The 14,447-nt window shown below is 59.8% G+C and carries 14 protein-coding genes and 1 tRNA gene; 6 read left to right on the top strand and 9 right to left on the bottom strand.

Features of this window, described 5'->3' with window-relative positions; genetic code table 11:
* Nucleotides 1–13: 13 nt before the first annotated feature.
* The 4 genes from GbCGDNIH8_RS10210 to GbCGDNIH8_RS10225 all read right to left on the bottom strand — a co-directional run bounded on the left by GbCGDNIH8_RS10210 (nt 14) and on the right by GbCGDNIH8_RS10225 (nt 1,977).
* Complete coding sequence (locus GbCGDNIH8_RS10210) at nt 14–268, bottom strand: DUF3297 family protein (RefSeq protein WP_025320086.1); 255 nt, start codon at nt 266–268, stop codon at nt 14–16.
* 111 nt (nt 269–379) lie between these two features.
* Nucleotides 380–673, bottom strand: a complete 294-nt coding sequence (locus GbCGDNIH8_RS10215) for a hypothetical protein (protein WP_072573101.1) — start codon at nt 671–673, stop codon at nt 380–382.
* A gap of 143 nt (nt 674–816) precedes the next feature.
* A tRNA-Arg gene (locus GbCGDNIH8_RS10220) sits at nt 817–893 on the bottom strand.
* Nucleotides 894–969: 76 nt separating this feature from the next.
* Nucleotides 970–1,977 carry an alpha/beta fold hydrolase gene (locus tag GbCGDNIH8_RS10225; RefSeq protein WP_072573102.1) on the bottom strand — a complete coding sequence of 336 codons (1,008 nt, stop codon included), beginning with the start codon at nt 1,975–1,977 and terminating at the stop codon, nt 970–972.
* On the opposite strand from GbCGDNIH8_RS10225, the gene GbCGDNIH8_RS12975 reads away from it, so the two are divergent.
* The 3 genes from GbCGDNIH8_RS12975 to polA are packed head-to-tail and all read left to right on the top strand — an operon-like array spanning nt 1,976 to nt 5,329.
* The gene (locus GbCGDNIH8_RS12975) at nt 1,976–2,233 is read left to right on the top strand and encodes a hypothetical protein (RefSeq protein ID WP_072573103.1); all 258 of its coding nucleotides are present in this window, start codon (nt 1,976–1,978) and stop codon (nt 2,231–2,233) included. The two genes, GbCGDNIH8_RS10225 and GbCGDNIH8_RS12975, sit on opposite strands and share 2 nt — an antisense overlap.
* Complete coding sequence (locus GbCGDNIH8_RS10235) at nt 2,230–2,487, top strand: zinc-finger domain-containing protein (RefSeq protein ID WP_081369058.1); 258 nt, start codon at nt 2,230–2,232, stop codon at nt 2,485–2,487. Before GbCGDNIH8_RS12975 ends, GbCGDNIH8_RS10235 begins: the two co-directional genes overlap by 4 nt.
* A 22-nt stretch (nt 2,488–2,509) precedes the next feature.
* Entirely contained in the window at nt 2,510–5,329 is a 2,820-nt protein-coding gene (polA, locus tag GbCGDNIH8_RS10240; RefSeq protein WP_072612697.1) for a DNA polymerase I, read from the top strand.
* A gap of 69 nt (nt 5,330–5,398) precedes the next feature.
* Here the strand turns inward: polA and GbCGDNIH8_RS10245 are convergent, their stop codons facing one another.
* The 3 genes from GbCGDNIH8_RS10245 to GbCGDNIH8_RS10255 all read right to left on the bottom strand — a co-directional run bounded on the left by GbCGDNIH8_RS10245 (nt 5,399) and on the right by GbCGDNIH8_RS10255 (nt 7,927).
* Nucleotides 5,399–6,094 (bottom strand): pirin family protein, encoded by a 696-nt coding sequence (locus GbCGDNIH8_RS10245; protein WP_072573105.1) that lies wholly within the window; start codon nt 6,092–6,094, stop codon nt 5,399–5,401.
* A gap of 196 nt (nt 6,095–6,290) precedes the next feature.
* A complete protein-coding gene (locus tag GbCGDNIH8_RS10250; RefSeq protein WP_072573106.1) occupies nt 6,291–6,881 on the bottom strand; it encodes a DUF4412 domain-containing protein in 591 nt (196 codons plus the stop codon).
* Nucleotides 6,882–6,973: 92 nt separating this feature from the next.
* Nucleotides 6,974–7,927 (bottom strand): LysR substrate-binding domain-containing protein, encoded by a 954-nt coding sequence (locus GbCGDNIH8_RS10255; protein ID WP_095206451.1) that lies wholly within the window; start codon nt 7,925–7,927, stop codon nt 6,974–6,976.
* Between the two features lie 96 nt (nt 7,928–8,023).
* Here GbCGDNIH8_RS10255 and GbCGDNIH8_RS10260 point away from each other — a divergent pair, with 96 nt between their 5' ends.
* Nucleotides 8,024–9,544 (top strand): catalase, encoded by a 1,521-nt coding sequence (locus tag GbCGDNIH8_RS10260; protein WP_072573804.1) that lies wholly within the window; start codon nt 8,024–8,026, stop codon nt 9,542–9,544.
* Between the two features lie 85 nt (nt 9,545–9,629).
* Here GbCGDNIH8_RS10260 and GbCGDNIH8_RS10265 read toward each other — a convergent pair whose 3' ends face one another.
* Complete coding sequence (locus GbCGDNIH8_RS10265) at nt 9,630–10,352, bottom strand: HugZ family pyridoxamine 5'-phosphate oxidase (protein WP_072573108.1); 723 nt, start codon at nt 10,350–10,352, stop codon at nt 9,630–9,632.
* An 80-nt stretch (nt 10,353–10,432) separates the two neighbouring features.
* Between GbCGDNIH8_RS10265 and GbCGDNIH8_RS10270 the strand changes: the two genes are divergently transcribed.
* Nucleotides 10,433–11,134, top strand: coding sequence for a response regulator transcription factor (locus tag GbCGDNIH8_RS10270; protein WP_072573109.1), 702 nt, complete (start codon nt 10,433–10,435; stop codon nt 11,132–11,134).
* Between the two features lie 83 nt (nt 11,135–11,217).
* Complete coding sequence (locus tag GbCGDNIH8_RS10275; RefSeq protein WP_072573805.1) at nt 11,218–12,891, top strand: stimulus-sensing domain-containing protein; 1,674 nt, start codon at nt 11,218–11,220, stop codon at nt 12,889–12,891.
* A gap of 21 nt (nt 12,892–12,912) precedes the next feature.
* Here the strand turns inward: GbCGDNIH8_RS10275 and GbCGDNIH8_RS10280 are convergent, their stop codons facing one another.
* Nucleotides 12,913–14,184, bottom strand: a complete 1,272-nt coding sequence (locus GbCGDNIH8_RS10280) for an OpgC domain-containing protein (RefSeq protein ID WP_072573110.1) — start codon at nt 14,182–14,184, stop codon at nt 12,913–12,915.
* Nucleotides 14,185–14,447 lie beyond the last annotated feature (263 nt).

The following is a 14,447-nucleotide window of genomic DNA, read 5'->3' on the forward strand; positions in this document are numbered from 1 at the left end:
TGTGAAGAGGCCGCTATTCGGCCTCTGTCTCTGCCTCACGGATGTAAGGCTCCACCTTACCTTGCAGCTTGATGGTCATCGGATGGCCCTTGCGGTCCAGCGCCTTGCCAACGATCACACGCACCCAGCCTTCGCTGACGCAGTATTCATCGACATTGTTTTTTTCTTCGCCGTTGAACCGGATACCGACACCGCGTTCGAGCAAAGGGGCGTTGAAATAGGGACTCTCCGGATTGGTGGACAGCCGGTCGGGAAGGGTATCGGCCATGAGAGGCAGCTCCATCGTCATAGATCAATCCGCCTCATAGCGGATTGATCGACATCCCCACAAATGGTGCCCGCAGCGCTCACCACCAAAAACCGACCATCACGAAGCTGATCAGTGCAGTCCGTAATAAGTGGGATGACCATGAAACTGCCCCATATGCAGATGTTTGAGGCAGGCTTTGTAATCTGCATGGCTCAACGCCTTGGCATCACAATGGTCAGGCTCCGCAGGCACCGTATTGGCAGCGGCGGAATCCGGAGCCGCAGAAGGCGTGGGCGTAACCACATTGGCCACCGGCGCTTTCTCCGGCGGTGGAGGTGTCGGAGCAGCCGAACCTTCCTTGGGTGCAGGTGCTGAGCAGGCAGCCAGAATGAATGCCAGAACGATGGAAACAGGATAGCGCACGCTTCAATTCTCCCTTTGCGCCTATTTGCGCTCCAAAACGTTACGGTAACGCTTCAGTATTGGGAAGGTTCACAGCTGCGGTTAGCAAACAACCCCCATGCGCCATCATGACAGCGGGGCTTTCTGACCGGGGAAAAGGGAAATGGCGGACCCGGCGCGATTCGAACGCGCGACCTTCGCCTTCGGAGGGCGACACTCTATCCAGCTGAGCTACGGGTCCAGCGCGCCTTCAATACCCTGCGCGGACTTCGAAGACAACCTTCTCTCAACTCCTCATGCTGCAAAACCCGGAAATGTCATCTGCCTTGCGCTGCACGCAACCGGGCTATTGCGTCGTGGTCCGCCCCTGATGGCAGAGGAATGTCGTTTCTTCCGCCGGCAATCCCCATCATCCATGCGATCACATCCTGCATGGGAAGGTCCCGCCGCTGATCACGGAGCAGCAGGTGGTAGCCATCCGGGTAATAGGCAAAGCGTACCTCTACGTTATCGTCTGCTCCCCTCTCTCTTGCCAGAGCCGCCCAGGCGGTATGCATGGCGCGTTTCGGCACCAGTTCATCATGGGCGCCATACAGAAACAGGGCCGGTCCCTTTACATACGGTGCCGATTCCAGCGCCTGATCCATCAGATCGACCACACCGCCAATGACATCGACGCGCGTTTTATGAATCGTCAGTGGATCATGCCCCAGCCGGATCAGCGCGATTCTGTTATCGCTTGCCTTGACCCGCACAGGACCGGGACCAAGCCGAGCCCCCGGAATTGTATGCAGCGCCAACCAGAGCGTGCTGCGCAGCGCGATATTCATTTTGCTACGCCCCCACAAAGCGGGGGCGGACAGGATATAGCCGTCAACTGCCGGCGCATCATGCAGGGTTGCAGTCAGCATCAGCACCGCACCACCCATGCTCTCGCCCATCGCAAAAATCCGGCTGTGCGGATAACGCTGACGCAGCAGACGCAGCATGGCGGCGGCATCTCGCGCCATAGCCTCCCCGCCCGACCAGTAACCGCGGGATGGCGATGCACCAAAGCCGCGCTGATCCGGCGCGATGACGGCAATACCCGCTGCCGCCAGAACGGGAGCGGGATACTCCCATGCATCACGGGAGTCGTTCATTCCATGCAGGGCCAGCACCACGGCCCAGGGACCATCTTTCGGCATATCGGCCGGCATCCATGCGCGATATGGCAATGCCGTTCCATCTGCCAGCCTGAACAGACCGGACGCAGGAACCAGAGCATTCAACTTTGTAAAAGGCGCCTGCATGACCGCTTGACCCGGTTCATTGTCCCCCGTCATGGATGCAGCAACCCGTGGAGACCCCGGCGGCATGAGGCGGGATGCACAGGCGCAGGGGAGCAGTGACATCCATATCATCAGCCAGCGCAATACACAGGAACAGGAAGTCAAGGGATGGCCTCGGACCGGAAATAACCAGATGACAGGCTCCGGGGAAACGGAGACGGTTGAACGAACCGTCCGCATGGCTATCATCCCCACACTGCCTCTGCCAGATGCCCGGCACAGGCGAGGCTCTACGGAGGATGCACCATGACCACACAGCCCACCGACCATGCCTCCGTCCCGGCGGAAAGGAGGGAACCAACCCCGGTGGCTCCTGCCGGGCTGAATGCTCCGGTCAGTGAAACCATTCTGGTCGACAGCCGCGTCGTCTCCTGCGATGGCGGGAATGCACCGCTGGGGCATCCCCGCGTGTGGCTGAGGATCGTCGGGCAACGGGTCATGTGCCCTTATTGCTCCCGCCTCTATGTGCTGGCGGCCGACGCCCCTGCCGTAGCGGCCCACTGACGCCTGAGCTGACCATTTTTCCGTGAGCACCTCCCCGACGCCGGACGCAGCGCTTCCGGCCAGCACCCATCTGATCCTGATCGACGGATCGGGATTCATTTTCCGCGCCTTCCACGCCTTGCCGCCGATGACAAGACCGGATGGAACACCGGTCAATGCCGTCTTCGGCTTTACCAACATGCTGGCGCGGTTTCTGAAAGATCACGTCGGCACGCATCTTGCCGTGATTTTCGATGCAGGGCGGACCACTTTCCGCAATCGGCTCTATCCGGCCTACAAGGCGCATCGTCCGGAGCCGCCGCCGGAACTGATCCCTCAATTTGCGCTGATCCGGGAGGCCACGGCCGCCTTCGGCGTCCCCGCAATCGAACTGCCCGACTGGGAAGCGGATGACCTGATCGCCTCCTATGCCCGTGCTACGGTGGCACAGGGCGGGCGCGTCACCATCGTCTCCTCCGACAAGGATCTGATGCAATTGATCCAGCCCGGTGTGGAGATGCAGGATCCGATCAAACAAAAAACCATTGGCCCGGCCGAGGTGATGGAAAAATTCGGCGTTGCGCCGGAGAAAATGATCGACGTGCAGGCATTGATGGGGGACAGCGTCGATAACGTTCCGGGTGTTCCCGGGATTGGTCCCAAAACCGCTGCCCAGCTGATCAACGAGTATGGCGATCTCGACGGTGTTCTCGCGTCACTGGAAACGATGAAGCCCAGCAAGCGCCGGGACAATCTCGCGGCCCATGCCGAAGATGCGCGGATTTCCCGTCAACTGGTGGCATTGAGTCAGGATGCCCCGCTGCCAGTGCCGATCACTGATCTGAGCGTTCGTCAGCCGGATGCTGCCGTTCTTCAGGCCTGGCTGAATGCGCAGGGATTCCGCAGCACCGCGGCAAGGCTCGGGCTTGAGACAGGTGGCAGCCCTTCCCCCTCTGCTCCCGCTGCCAGCACAGCCTCAACAGCCTCAACAGCCTCAACAGCCGCCGCTGCCATACATTCTACCCTTCCTGCCTCCTCCGCGCCGTTCGGCCCTTATGAAACCGTCACCACCGTCGAAGCTCTGGAGCCATGGCTGGCGGAAGCACGGAAAACCGGGCTGTTCGCCATGGATACCGAAACCGACGGGCTGGATGCACAACAATGCAGGCTCGTTGGTATTTCGCTCGCAATTGCACCGGGGAAGGCCTGCTATATCCCGCTTGATCACCAGACCACGCTGGATCAGCCGGTACGCCAGCCTGCCATTGCGGAGATTGCCGCCGCGCTCAACCCGCTTCTGGCCGATCCGGCGGTTCTGAAAATCTTCCAGAACGGCAAGTTCGATCTGGCCGTGCTGCGCCGTCATCAGATGCCGGTGATCTCACCGATCGACGACACCATGCTGATTTCCTACGCTCAGGAAGCCGGTGCGCACGGGCATGGCATGGACGAACTTTCCGTCCTGCATCTGGGACACAGCCCGATTACCTATGATCAGGTGACCGGCACCGGACGCAACCGCCTGCCCTTCCCGCAGGTTCCCATCGACAAGGCCACCGCCTATGCCGCCGAGGATGCCGATGTCACGCTGCGTTTGTGGCATGCGCTGCGTCCCCGCCTGCGCGAGACCAAATCCCTGACCGTCTATGAGCAGATGGAGCGGCCGCTAGTCCCGGTGCTCTGCGCGATGGAAGCAGCCGGCATTCGCGTCGATGAAGCCGAATTACGGCGCATGTCAGCGGATTTCGCCCTGCGCATGGCAGACATGGAGACGGAAATTCATCAGTTGGCCGGCCGTCCCTTCAACCTCGCAAGCCCGAAACAGCTGGGGGAGGTGCTGTTCGACGAGATCGGCCTGACCGGCAGCAAACGATCCAAAACCGGCGCATGGGGCACGGATGCGGCCACGTTGCAGGCGATCGCGGATGAAAGCGGCCATGCCCTGCCGGCCCGCATTCTGGACTGGCGGCAACTGGCCAAGCTGAAATCCACCTATGCCGATGCGCTGGTGGAGGATGTCAATCCGCGGACCGGGCGGGTTCATACCTCATTCCAGATGGCGATCACCACCACAGGGCGTCTGTCCTCCAACGAACCGAATCTGCAAAATATCCCGATCCGCACGAAGGAAGGCAGCCGCATCCGACGGGCTTTCATCGCCGATCCCGGCCATGTGCTGATCAGCGCCGATTACAGCCAGATCGAGTTGCGTCTGCTGGCGCATGTCGCCGATATTCCGCAGCTGAAGGACAGCTTCGCCAACGGCGAGGATATTCATGCCCGCACCGCCAGCGAAGTGTTCGGCGTGCCGATGCAAGGCATGGATTCCCTGACCCGCAGACGGGCAAAGGCGATCAATTTCGGCATTATTTACGGCATCAGCGCCTTTGGTCTGGCCCGGTCGCTGGGCATTTCTCCGGGCGAGGCGCGTCAGTATATCGATGCCTATTTCGCCCGCTATCCCGGCATCCGGGACTACATGGAACGGACCAAGGAAGAAGCGCGAATCAACGGTTTCGTGGTCACGCCCTTCGGGCGCCGCTGCTGGGTACCGGGCATCGCCGACCGCAACCCGGCCCGGCGCGGATATGCGGAACGGCAGGCGATCAATGCTCCGCTTCAGGGCGGAGCCGCAGATATCATCAAACGCGCCATGGTCAGGTTGCCTGCCGTGCTGGCTGATAGCGGTTTTCAGACCCGCATGCTGCTTCAGGTGCATGACGAATTGCTGTTCGAGGCCCCGGAGGCCGAAGCCGAAGCAGTCGCCCGCCTGGTCACCACAACCATGCAGGATGCTGCCCGGATTTCAGTGCCGCTGGTGGTGGAGACCGGGATTGGCACCAACTGGGGCGAGGCTCACTGATATCACGCCGGTCAGGCATATCCCTGCCTGACCGGCGCAAACACCAGCGTCTTTCAGATGACCGGAGCCTTATTCGGAATCAACCAGCACAAGCTCGGCCTGTTCGATTCCGGTAATCTCCAGCCGTTCCTCCTGCGTGATCGCCAGACCATCGCGCGCATCAACCTCTATATCGTTCACGCTGATCCGGCCGGTGGCGGGCACCAGATACAAATGCCGCGACGGATCGGTATCCAGCGTCAGGGTCTGCCCGGCCGCTACCGTTGCCGCCATTACGCGCGCATTGGCACGGATTGGCAGCGCGTCATCTCCCGCTATGCCACTGGCGAGGATCGTAAACCGGCCCTCTCGCTGCTCCCTTGGAAACGGGCGCTGCCCCCATGAGGGCGTGCCGCCTTCCGTGGCAGGCTCGATCCATATCTGGAACGACCGGGTCTTGCCGCTCTCCCTATTATGCTCGGAGTGACGAATCCCTGAGCCAGCGGACATGACCTGCACATCCCCGGCTTCAGTCCTGCCATGATTCCCCAGCGAATCACGATGCGTGATCGCCCCCTCCCGCACATAGGTAATGATTTCCATATTGGCGTGAGGATGCATGGGAAAACCGGAATCCGCCGCAATCTCGTCATCGTTCCAGACGCGCAGCGCACCCCAGCCCATCCGGGTCGGGTCGTAGTAATGCCCGAACGAAAAATGATGCGTTGCGTTCAGCCAGCCATGATTGGCGTGGCCCAGCCCGGGAAATGGCCTTTTCTCGATCATGGTCCTGCTCCTCTATCAGGGGGAGAACTTTACAGCCTCCGTGGTGGAGCAGAGATGAAGCATAAGGATGCCCGGGGAAAGATCAAGATCAGAACAACACTGTTTCTGTTTTGACGCCAGCAGGTCACAATGCTCTCGTGGCCTGCTGACGCAATGATGACTGATTTGGGTTACTGGCCTGAATTATTGGCCTGAATTATTGGCCGGGTTGGCGCATCATCCTGTACCCTTTGGGTACGTCGAAATAGGCCGGGGTAATATTGCTGTACGATACTTTCACAGCCGTCAGACTGGCCCCGTTCTGTGCACGTTCATGCGCATTCAGCAGCACGCCATCGGCAGTCAGGCAGACAATGCTGCCCTGTGCGTTCGGCTCAGTCACATCGTACACTGTACAGGACTGGCCTGCGATCACCTCGGTTCCGGTCCTGTTGAAGCGGGCATTTTTAGGCGGTTCGAAAGTCATGCTCTGCGCCGCGCCCGGAGGCAACGGCATGACCGATTTCTGTCCATCAAGGACCATCACCCCATTGCCAGCCTTGCGGTCGATAATGATGTAATCCTTCGAATTTGGCGTCTCGATCCGAAGCTTTCCGGCAGATGCCAGCACCGTCACCATAGCCTGATGCCGGGAGCCATCAGGATCCACCGTATCATACAGCACCTGCACGTTTTTCGAGGGAATGACGAGCGGCGCCGTCTCTGCCGCCAGACAGACACCCCCTGTCATGAAGGACGCCAGCATACCGGCCATAGCCGTCCATTTCAGTCCTGACGTCATCATCATTATCCAATCCGCCTGTTATCCCACCCTGCGGCTTGTCCCATTTGGACGGATACCGGGGGGAAGGTCACCCGCCATCATGACGCAGAAAGGGTTTATTTCAAGCGGTCCGGCATGACAGCCAGCGCACCCTCGGGAATATTGTCCCGCAGCAACCCGGCCAGACGTCCGTAGCCATCGCCGCGAGGATCGGACCCACGCCAGATCAGGCAGATCCGGCGGACAGCGGCCTCAGTCAGAGGAGACAGGGACAGCAGACCGTGCAAATCCTCCCTCCCCCGTGCGGCGAGGGCAGGCAACAGGGAATATCCCTCCCCGGCCGCTATCATATGCCGCAGCATTTCCAGACTACATGCAAACCGCTGTTTCTGCGTATTCGCGGCTCTGCTTCCATGTCGGGCACAGAGCGACAATGCCTGATCACGCAGACAATGCCCTTCCTCCAGCAGCAGCAGCCCATCAACCGGCAATTCGTCCAGATTGACATCGCGCCGGAATGCCAGCGGATGACCGGTCGGGCAGGCCAGGAGAAAGGGTTCATCCAGAATCGGCTCGGCCACAATTCCGTCCATCGGGCTGAGCCAGGCCAGCAACCCGATATCGAGTTTTCCGACACGCAGCGCATCCAGCAGATCGCCCGTTTTAAGTTCCTCGATCTGGAGCGACAGGCCCGGCAGACGGCCCAGCACACTCCGCAGCACCGATGGCAGATAATACGGTCCCAAAGTTGGGATCACACCCAGCCGCAGCGTACCGGTCAGACTGCCCTGTTGTGACTGCGCCATTTCCAGCAACAGCCGCGCCTGCTGCAAAATGCCGCGCGCCTGGGAGAGAATTGCTTCCCCCTGCTCGGTAGGACGGACCTGACGATTGCCGCGGTCGAACAAGGTCACACCCAGCAGATCTTCAAGTTTTCTGACCTGTTCGCTCAGGGCGGGCTGACTGACGCCGCATTGCTCGGCCGCACGCCCGAAATGCCGCAACTCGCTAACGGCGACAGCATATTCCAGATCGCGCAGTGACAGGCCGGCCAGGTTCATAGGGAACACCGAAACATCATTAAGGAAAGAACGATTTTCCTTATACGTAAACCCATGGCAGGGTCACCCCAATGCCATAGATCTCGTGGATTGGAAATTACAGCCATGCCCGATACTTCATACCCCTTTGCCCCGTCCGGCTCCTCCGGCAGCCCTGTTCTGACCACCACGGCAGGCGCGCCGGTTGCAGATAATCAGAACAGCATTACAGCGGGTGCTCGCGGTCCAATCCTGCTGCAGGATTATCAGTTGATCGAAAAACTGGCGCATCAAAATCGCGAACGTATTCCTGAACGCGTCGTCCATGCCAAAGGCTCAGGCGCTTTCGGCACTTTTACCGTCACTGCGGATATTTCACGTTATACACGCGCCAGCATTTTTTCCCGTATTGGCAAATCCACTGATGTGCTGCTGCGCTTCTCCACCGTCGCCGGTGAGCGTGGAGCTGCGGATGCAGAGCGCGATGTGCGCGGATTTGCGCTGAAATTCTATACCGATGAAGGCAACTGGGATCTGGTCGGCAATAACACGCCGGTGTTTTTCATCCGCGACCCGATGAAGTTCCCCGATTTTATCCGCACGCAGAAGCGTCATCCACGCACCAATCTGCGCTCCCCCACCGCAATGTGGGATTTCTGGTCGCTCAGTCCTGAAAGCCTGCATCAGGTAGCGATTCTGTTCAGTGATCGCGGACTGCCGCAAGGCTACCGTTTCATGAACGGCTATGGCAGCCATACCTACAGCTTCTGGAATGATGCCGGCGAGCGTTTCTGGGTGAAGTTCCACTTCAAATCCCTGCAAGGCATCCGTACCTGGACCAATGAAGAAGCCAATGAGGTCATCGCTCAGGATCGGGAAAGCGCCCAGCGCGACCTGTACGAAGCGATTGAAAAAGGCGATTTCCCGCGCTGGCGCGTCTGTGTGCAGATCATGCCGGAGGCAGAGGCCAACAACACCCCCTACAACCCCTTCGATCTGACGAAAGTCTGGCCGCATGCAGATTACCCGCTGATCGATGTCGGCGTGCTGGAGCTGAATCGCAATCCGGCACATTATTTCGCGGAGATCGAGCAGGCTTCGTTCTCGCCATCCAATATCGTGCCCGGGATTGGTTTCTCCCCCGACAAGGTGTTGCAGGGGCGTCTGTTCGCTTATGCCGATGCTCATCGCTACCGTGTCGGCACCCATTACGAAGCGTTACCGGTGAATGCGCCGAAATGCCCGGTTCATCACTACCACGCGGATGGCGCCATGCGGTTCGACGCACCGCAGGGAACCGATGCGTATTATGAGCCGAACTCCTTCAACGGTCCGGTGCAGGATCGCACGACCCAGGAACCGCCGCTGCGTATTTCCGGCGATGCCGACCGTTATAATCATCGGGATGGTAACGACGATTACACCCAGCCTGCCGCGCTGTTCCGCATGTTCACGGCTGAACAGAAGGAGCGCTTCTACCACAACATAGCCGGCGCCATGCAGGGTGTTCCCGGCTTCATCATCGCCCGTCAGCTGGAGCATTTCCGCCGCGCCGATCCGGAATGGGCGGAGGGTGTCAAGCGGGCGCTCGGTGATGCGTATCAGGAACCGGAATCTGCCCCGACCAATGCCGAGGCCCGTGCCTGAACAGCTTTATTTTTCCAACTCCCCAGGACAGGCCGCAATGCCTGTCCTGACCTCCACCGCGTCTGTCTCTGACAGGCGCGGTTTTTTATGCGCGGGCCAGACGTACCAGCTCCTGTCTGACACTGGATACATCACTCACCGGCGCTGACCAGTTTATCCGCAACACCGGTTCTGACATCGGATCATCAGGCGCCAGATCGCAACCATCGCAATCCACCGTCACCATGCGCCAGCTTGCAGCCTTGCCGCCACCGCCCTGCGCAATCCGTGCCAGCGCATCCGGATGATCCGCATTACAATGCGTGATAATCTCCTCCTCCGCCGCGAGCAGTGCCGTGACGGAGGCTTCGTCAGGACACAGCACAGAGCCCGGAAGGCGGGTGGCTCTTGCAAAGCCGCCCACCAGCATCGCTCCCAGCGGCTTCACCCTCACCAACGAAAAATCACTGAATCCCGCATAGGGTGCCGCATAGGGATGCACAGCCAGAAAACGCTGCCGCAGCGCCGGATCTTCCACCACTTCCGCCAATCCGGTGACAGTGACACGCGGTGCGGTTTGTGGATTGACGGTCTCTGCCTCCCCGCTGGCCATCAGGGCCACCCTTTTCTCCACCCGCAAATGCCGCATATGCTCCGACAGGCTGGACAAAAGCAGCAGAATCGACAAATCAGCCGCGCAGGCATAGGTGACAAGCGCTGCATAAGGCTGACCATCCTGCACGGTGGCCAGTGTCGCCTGCCGGTTAGAGCGCAGCAGAGAACGTGCCTGCCACGCAACCTGTTTCATGTCATGCGTATCCAGTGCCATAATCTATTTTTCCTGCCATTACGCCCTCAGCAGACCGCATTCTTTTACAGTCGTTTAAAGCCCACGAAACGGGATCCACCATGACACAGACCATCGCCCTCGTGGATGATGACCGCAATATCCTCACCTCTGTCTCCATGACGCTGGAGGCGGAAGGATTTCAGGTCCGCACCTATACCGACGGAGAAAGCGCATTGCAGGGCCTGACGACCCGACCGGTGGATCTGGCGGTGCTGGACATCAAGATGCCCCGCATGGACGGGATGGAGCTGCTGCAACGTCTGCGCGCCCGCACCGCTTTGCCGGTTATCTTCCTGACCAGCAAGGATGAGGAGGTCGATCAGTTGATGGGCCTGCGGCTGGGGGCGGATGATTACATCACCAAACCTTTCAGCCAGCGTCTGCTGATCGAGCGCATCCGCGCCCTACTGCGCCGGAACGAGGTCAGCCGGGCGGACGGACAGGGTGCGGCCAGCGGAGGGCTGCTGACCCGTGGCGATCTGACCCTGGATGAGAGCAAGCACCAGTGCCTTTGGCATGGCAAAGATATTCAGTTGACGGTCACGGAATTCCTGCTGGTCAAGGCGCTGGCCGCCCGTCCCGGTGTGGTCAAATCCCGTGACCAGCTGATCGATGCTGCCTATGGTGAAAACATCTATGTCGATGACCGCACCATCGACAGCCACGTCAAACGGGTCCGCAAGAAATTCCGCTCCGTGGATGATGATTTCAACCAGATCGAAACCCTCTACGGCATTGGCTATCGCTATAAGGAGCAGTGACCCCACCGGGATGTGCTGTTTCTCCATCCGGGAAACGCATTCCGGCCATGTACGCGCCGCAATCCCATGTCATAGCGGTCATCATGACGCATAACCGCCACCCTTTTGCAACGAACCGGCGCTATCGGCTGGTATCACCTCTGCTGCGGCGCATTCTGGTGGTCAATATCATGCCGCTGGTGCTGCTGGTGGCGGCATTGCTCTATCTGGATCAGTACCAGAACGGGCTGCTGAGCGCCGAAGTGCTCACCCTGCGGGAACAGGCGCGGATTTTTGCCGGTGCGCTGGGTGAAGTCGCCATTGATCCGCCGGGCAAGGCGCCACCGCATCTCTCCGCCGGGATTGCCCGACCGCTCTTGCGTCGACTGACCGAGCCGACCCCCAATGCCCGCGCCCGTCTCTACGGGCCTGATGGCAGTCTGGTGGCCGACAGTCAGGCCATGCGGCACGATCCGGGCGAGGATATCGGCACGGAGCCGGTCGCCAACCCGCATGAGCGGAGCATGCTGACCGATATGGTCAGCACTTTTTACGACTGGGTGCAGACCCATTTCCCGCATGCCAGCCACTCCCCCATCATGAACACGGATCGGGATGAGGCGCTGGAGACAAGACCGCGCTGGCAGTCCGACACAGGCAAGGGCAAGTCCGCTGGCTTTACTCCGACCGATTCTGCACTGGAAATGCCCGCCTATATCCGCCGCACGGCTGATTCCCGGTTGCTGGTCACGGTGGCGGAACCGGTTCAGCACGATAATCACACCATCGGCATCATTCAGGTGACACGGGAAGCGCGGGAAGTCGATGCCAGCCTGTTTGCGATCCGTGTCTCCATTCTGGCTCTGTTCGGGCTGGCGCTGGGGCTGACGGTGATCATGTCCGGCTATCTGGCACGGACCATCGCCCGTCCCATGCGGAGCCTTGCGGTCGCTGCCGGACAGATGCGGGAAGAACGAGTACGCGGCAGCTATCTGCCACCTGCGCTGCTGCGGCGCGGCGATGAAATCGGGGAGCTCGCGGAAGCTCTCTCCGACAGCGCCGTCGCTTTATGGGCCCGTATGGACGCGATCGAGCGTTTCGCCGCCGATGTGGCACATGAGATCAAAAACCCGCTTTCCTCCATCAACAGCGCCATTGAGACGCTGCGACGGGTCGAGGATCCGGCTCAGCACAAACGGCTGATGAGCATCATCGCACAGGATGTAGGGCGGCTGGACCGCCTGATCACAGATATTTCCGATGCCAGCCGCGTTGATGCCGAACTGTCCCGCCAGCCAACGGAGGAGGTGGATGTGGCCCCCATTCTCTCCACCCTTGCAGAAATTCACGAAGCGACGCGGGATGAGGAAGATGGCGACCCTGTTCTGACTGTTCATATCTCCGATCAGCCGCTGGTGGTACGCGCGGTGGAAACGCGGCTGGTGCAGGTTCTGCATAATCTGATCGGCAATGCGGTCTCGTTCAGTCCGCCAAACGGGGTGATCACGCTTTCCGCAGGGCGTAACGGGCCGTTCATCCAGATCACGGTCGAGGATGAGGGACCGGGTATCCCCGAATCAAAACTGGAACACATCTTTGACCGCTTTTACTCCGAGCGGCCTGAACGGGAGCAGTTCGGCAAGCATTCCGGGCTCGGCCTGTCGATCAGCCGGCAGATTATCGAAGCCCTGTCAGGGGAGATCAGCGCCGACAATCGCCGCGATGCGGAGTGCAAAATCATCGGCGCCCGGTTCATCATCAAGCTGCCCGGTACCTGAACCGGGCAGAAACAGCCCGGATTACGGACGGATAACACTCTGTGCCGGAACCTGCAGCAGCCCTTGATCCATTTTTTGCTCGGAGCCCAGATCCTGAACCGGAACAACGACCGGCTTTTTCCACGGCGTGGAATGATACCAGGCGATGATCCGGACCAGCAGCGCCAGCACAGCCATGGCCATGACATTAACCACAATCTGGCGGATGCTCCATGGCGACACACCATCCAGAGCAGCGGTCCCAAGCTGGGCCAGCACAACGGTGCACAGAAAAACAGGCAGTGAATAGGTTCCTGCGGTGATGAACGGACGCGCCCAGCTGCGGTGAAGAAAGGCCGGACGCTTTCCGACCATGCTCACCACCAGCCATGCAACAGCCAGAAAATGCAGATAGATCAGGGGCGGCAGGACGGTCTTGTTGGTATTCGCCGTCACCCATTCAGCGATGGCCGCGCCCGTCTCGCCCGCATGGCTCAACAAGCCGGTGCGGGCGACGAAACCGAAAACAATCAGGCCAATGGCACCGATGCGGAACAGGCCCATGCCCTTGTCACGGAAAACCGGCGGCACCGAAACCCATCCGGCTGTCAGCGCATAACCGGTGAAGAAAACCAGTTGCCAGCTGAAGGGATCGAAAAACCAGTGACGCTTCGTACTGGGATCGGCCGGCAAATTCCAGCCCAGCAGCAGGGCCCCTGCCCACAGCAGAACCGATGCGACGACAGGCAGGCGACGATCCAGCTTCGCCAGCAGAACCGCAACCGGCACCATCGCCATGATCACGACATAAACCGGCAGTACATCGAGATAGCCCGGCACGTAGCTCAGCATCACGATGCCTCGGAATGCCTGCACCGGATCGTCATACAGATGATACAGTTCGAACAGTTCAACAAAATTATAGTGGCGATGACCGGTCACATGGGCCAGCAGACCTGGCAGGGCCGCCACCGCCATCACCAACCCGAGTTGGGCCGCATAAATCTGCCAGACCCGCAGCGACACACGTGCAGTTCCCAGCGCCCATCCTGCCCGGCGATAAACGCTGCCAAAAGCGTAGGCACAGGAGGCACCCGAGACAAAAAAGAAAATACAGGCCGCATCGCTGAAGCCGAAACTGGCCGGCATCAGATGAGAGAAGCTGTTGTTCCGGATATGGTCGATCAGGATGATGAACAGGGATACGCCCCGGAAAAAATCAATCCGCAGATCGCGCTCCTTGCGGACACGCACAGGCTGCACCACCGGATTGGCCGAACCGGAAACCGTTCCTTGACAAAGGGAATCGCTCATAACCGCGCCAGATCCTTTCCTCTTTCTGCCGTCTGCCGCAGACGGCAGAAAGATCAGCCGATCATGCCAGACCAGACAATGCCCGATCTGCCAACATGGCTGACCCAACGAGAATGACGATTGGACACTAGCCCATGCGAACGGTTCGCACAGCAAAAAGAATTTGACCAAACGTAACAGACCATTCCATTGCCCTGCGCCAGGACGCCTACCCCTCTCCGCCGCCATGGGGTAACCCCGACAATTCCCGCACGGGATCGCTA

The sequence above is a fragment of the Granulibacter bethesdensis genome, from assembly GCF_001889545.1.
Taxonomy (GTDB): Bacteria; Pseudomonadota; Alphaproteobacteria; order Acetobacterales; family Acetobacteraceae; genus Granulibacter; species Granulibacter bethesdensis_B.

Bases quoted from the DNA above. Each gene is read 5' to 3' on its own strand.
- GbCGDNIH8_RS10210 (WP_025320086.1), bottom strand. From the start codon at position 268: ATGGCCGATACCCTTCCCGACCGGCTGTCCACCAATCCGGAGAGTCCC.
- GbCGDNIH8_RS12975 (WP_072573103.1), top strand. From the start codon at position 1,976: ATGGATGCAGCAACCCGTGGAGACCCCGGCGGCATGAGGCGGGATGCA.
- GbCGDNIH8_RS10225 (WP_072573102.1), bottom strand. From the start codon at position 1,977: ATGACGGGGGACAATGAACCGGGTCAAGCGGTCATGCAGGCGCCTTTT.
- GbCGDNIH8_RS10235 (WP_081369058.1), top strand. From the start codon at position 2,230: ATGACCACACAGCCCACCGACCATGCCTCCGTCCCGGCGGAAAGGAGG.
- GbCGDNIH8_RS10245 (WP_072573105.1), bottom strand. From the start codon at position 6,094: ATGATCGAGAAAAGGCCATTTCCCGGGCTGGGCCACGCCAATCATGGC.
- GbCGDNIH8_RS10250 (WP_072573106.1), bottom strand. From the start codon at position 6,881: ATGATGATGACGTCAGGACTGAAATGGACGGCTATGGCCGGTATGCTG.
- GbCGDNIH8_RS10260 (WP_072573804.1), top strand. From the start codon at position 8,024: ATGCCCGATACTTCATACCCCTTTGCCCCGTCCGGCTCCTCCGGCAGC.
- GbCGDNIH8_RS10265 (WP_072573108.1), bottom strand. From the start codon at position 10,352: ATGGCACTGGATACGCATGACATGAAACAGGTTGCGTGGCAGGCACGT.
- GbCGDNIH8_RS10270 (WP_072573109.1), top strand. From the start codon at position 10,433: ATGACACAGACCATCGCCCTCGTGGATGATGACCGCAATATCCTCACC.
- GbCGDNIH8_RS10275 (WP_072573805.1), top strand. From the start codon at position 11,218: ATGACGCATAACCGCCACCCTTTTGCAACGAACCGGCGCTATCGGCTG.
- GbCGDNIH8_RS10280 (WP_072573110.1), bottom strand. From the start codon at position 14,184: ATGAGCGATTCCCTTTGTCAAGGAACGGTTTCCGGTTCGGCCAATCCG.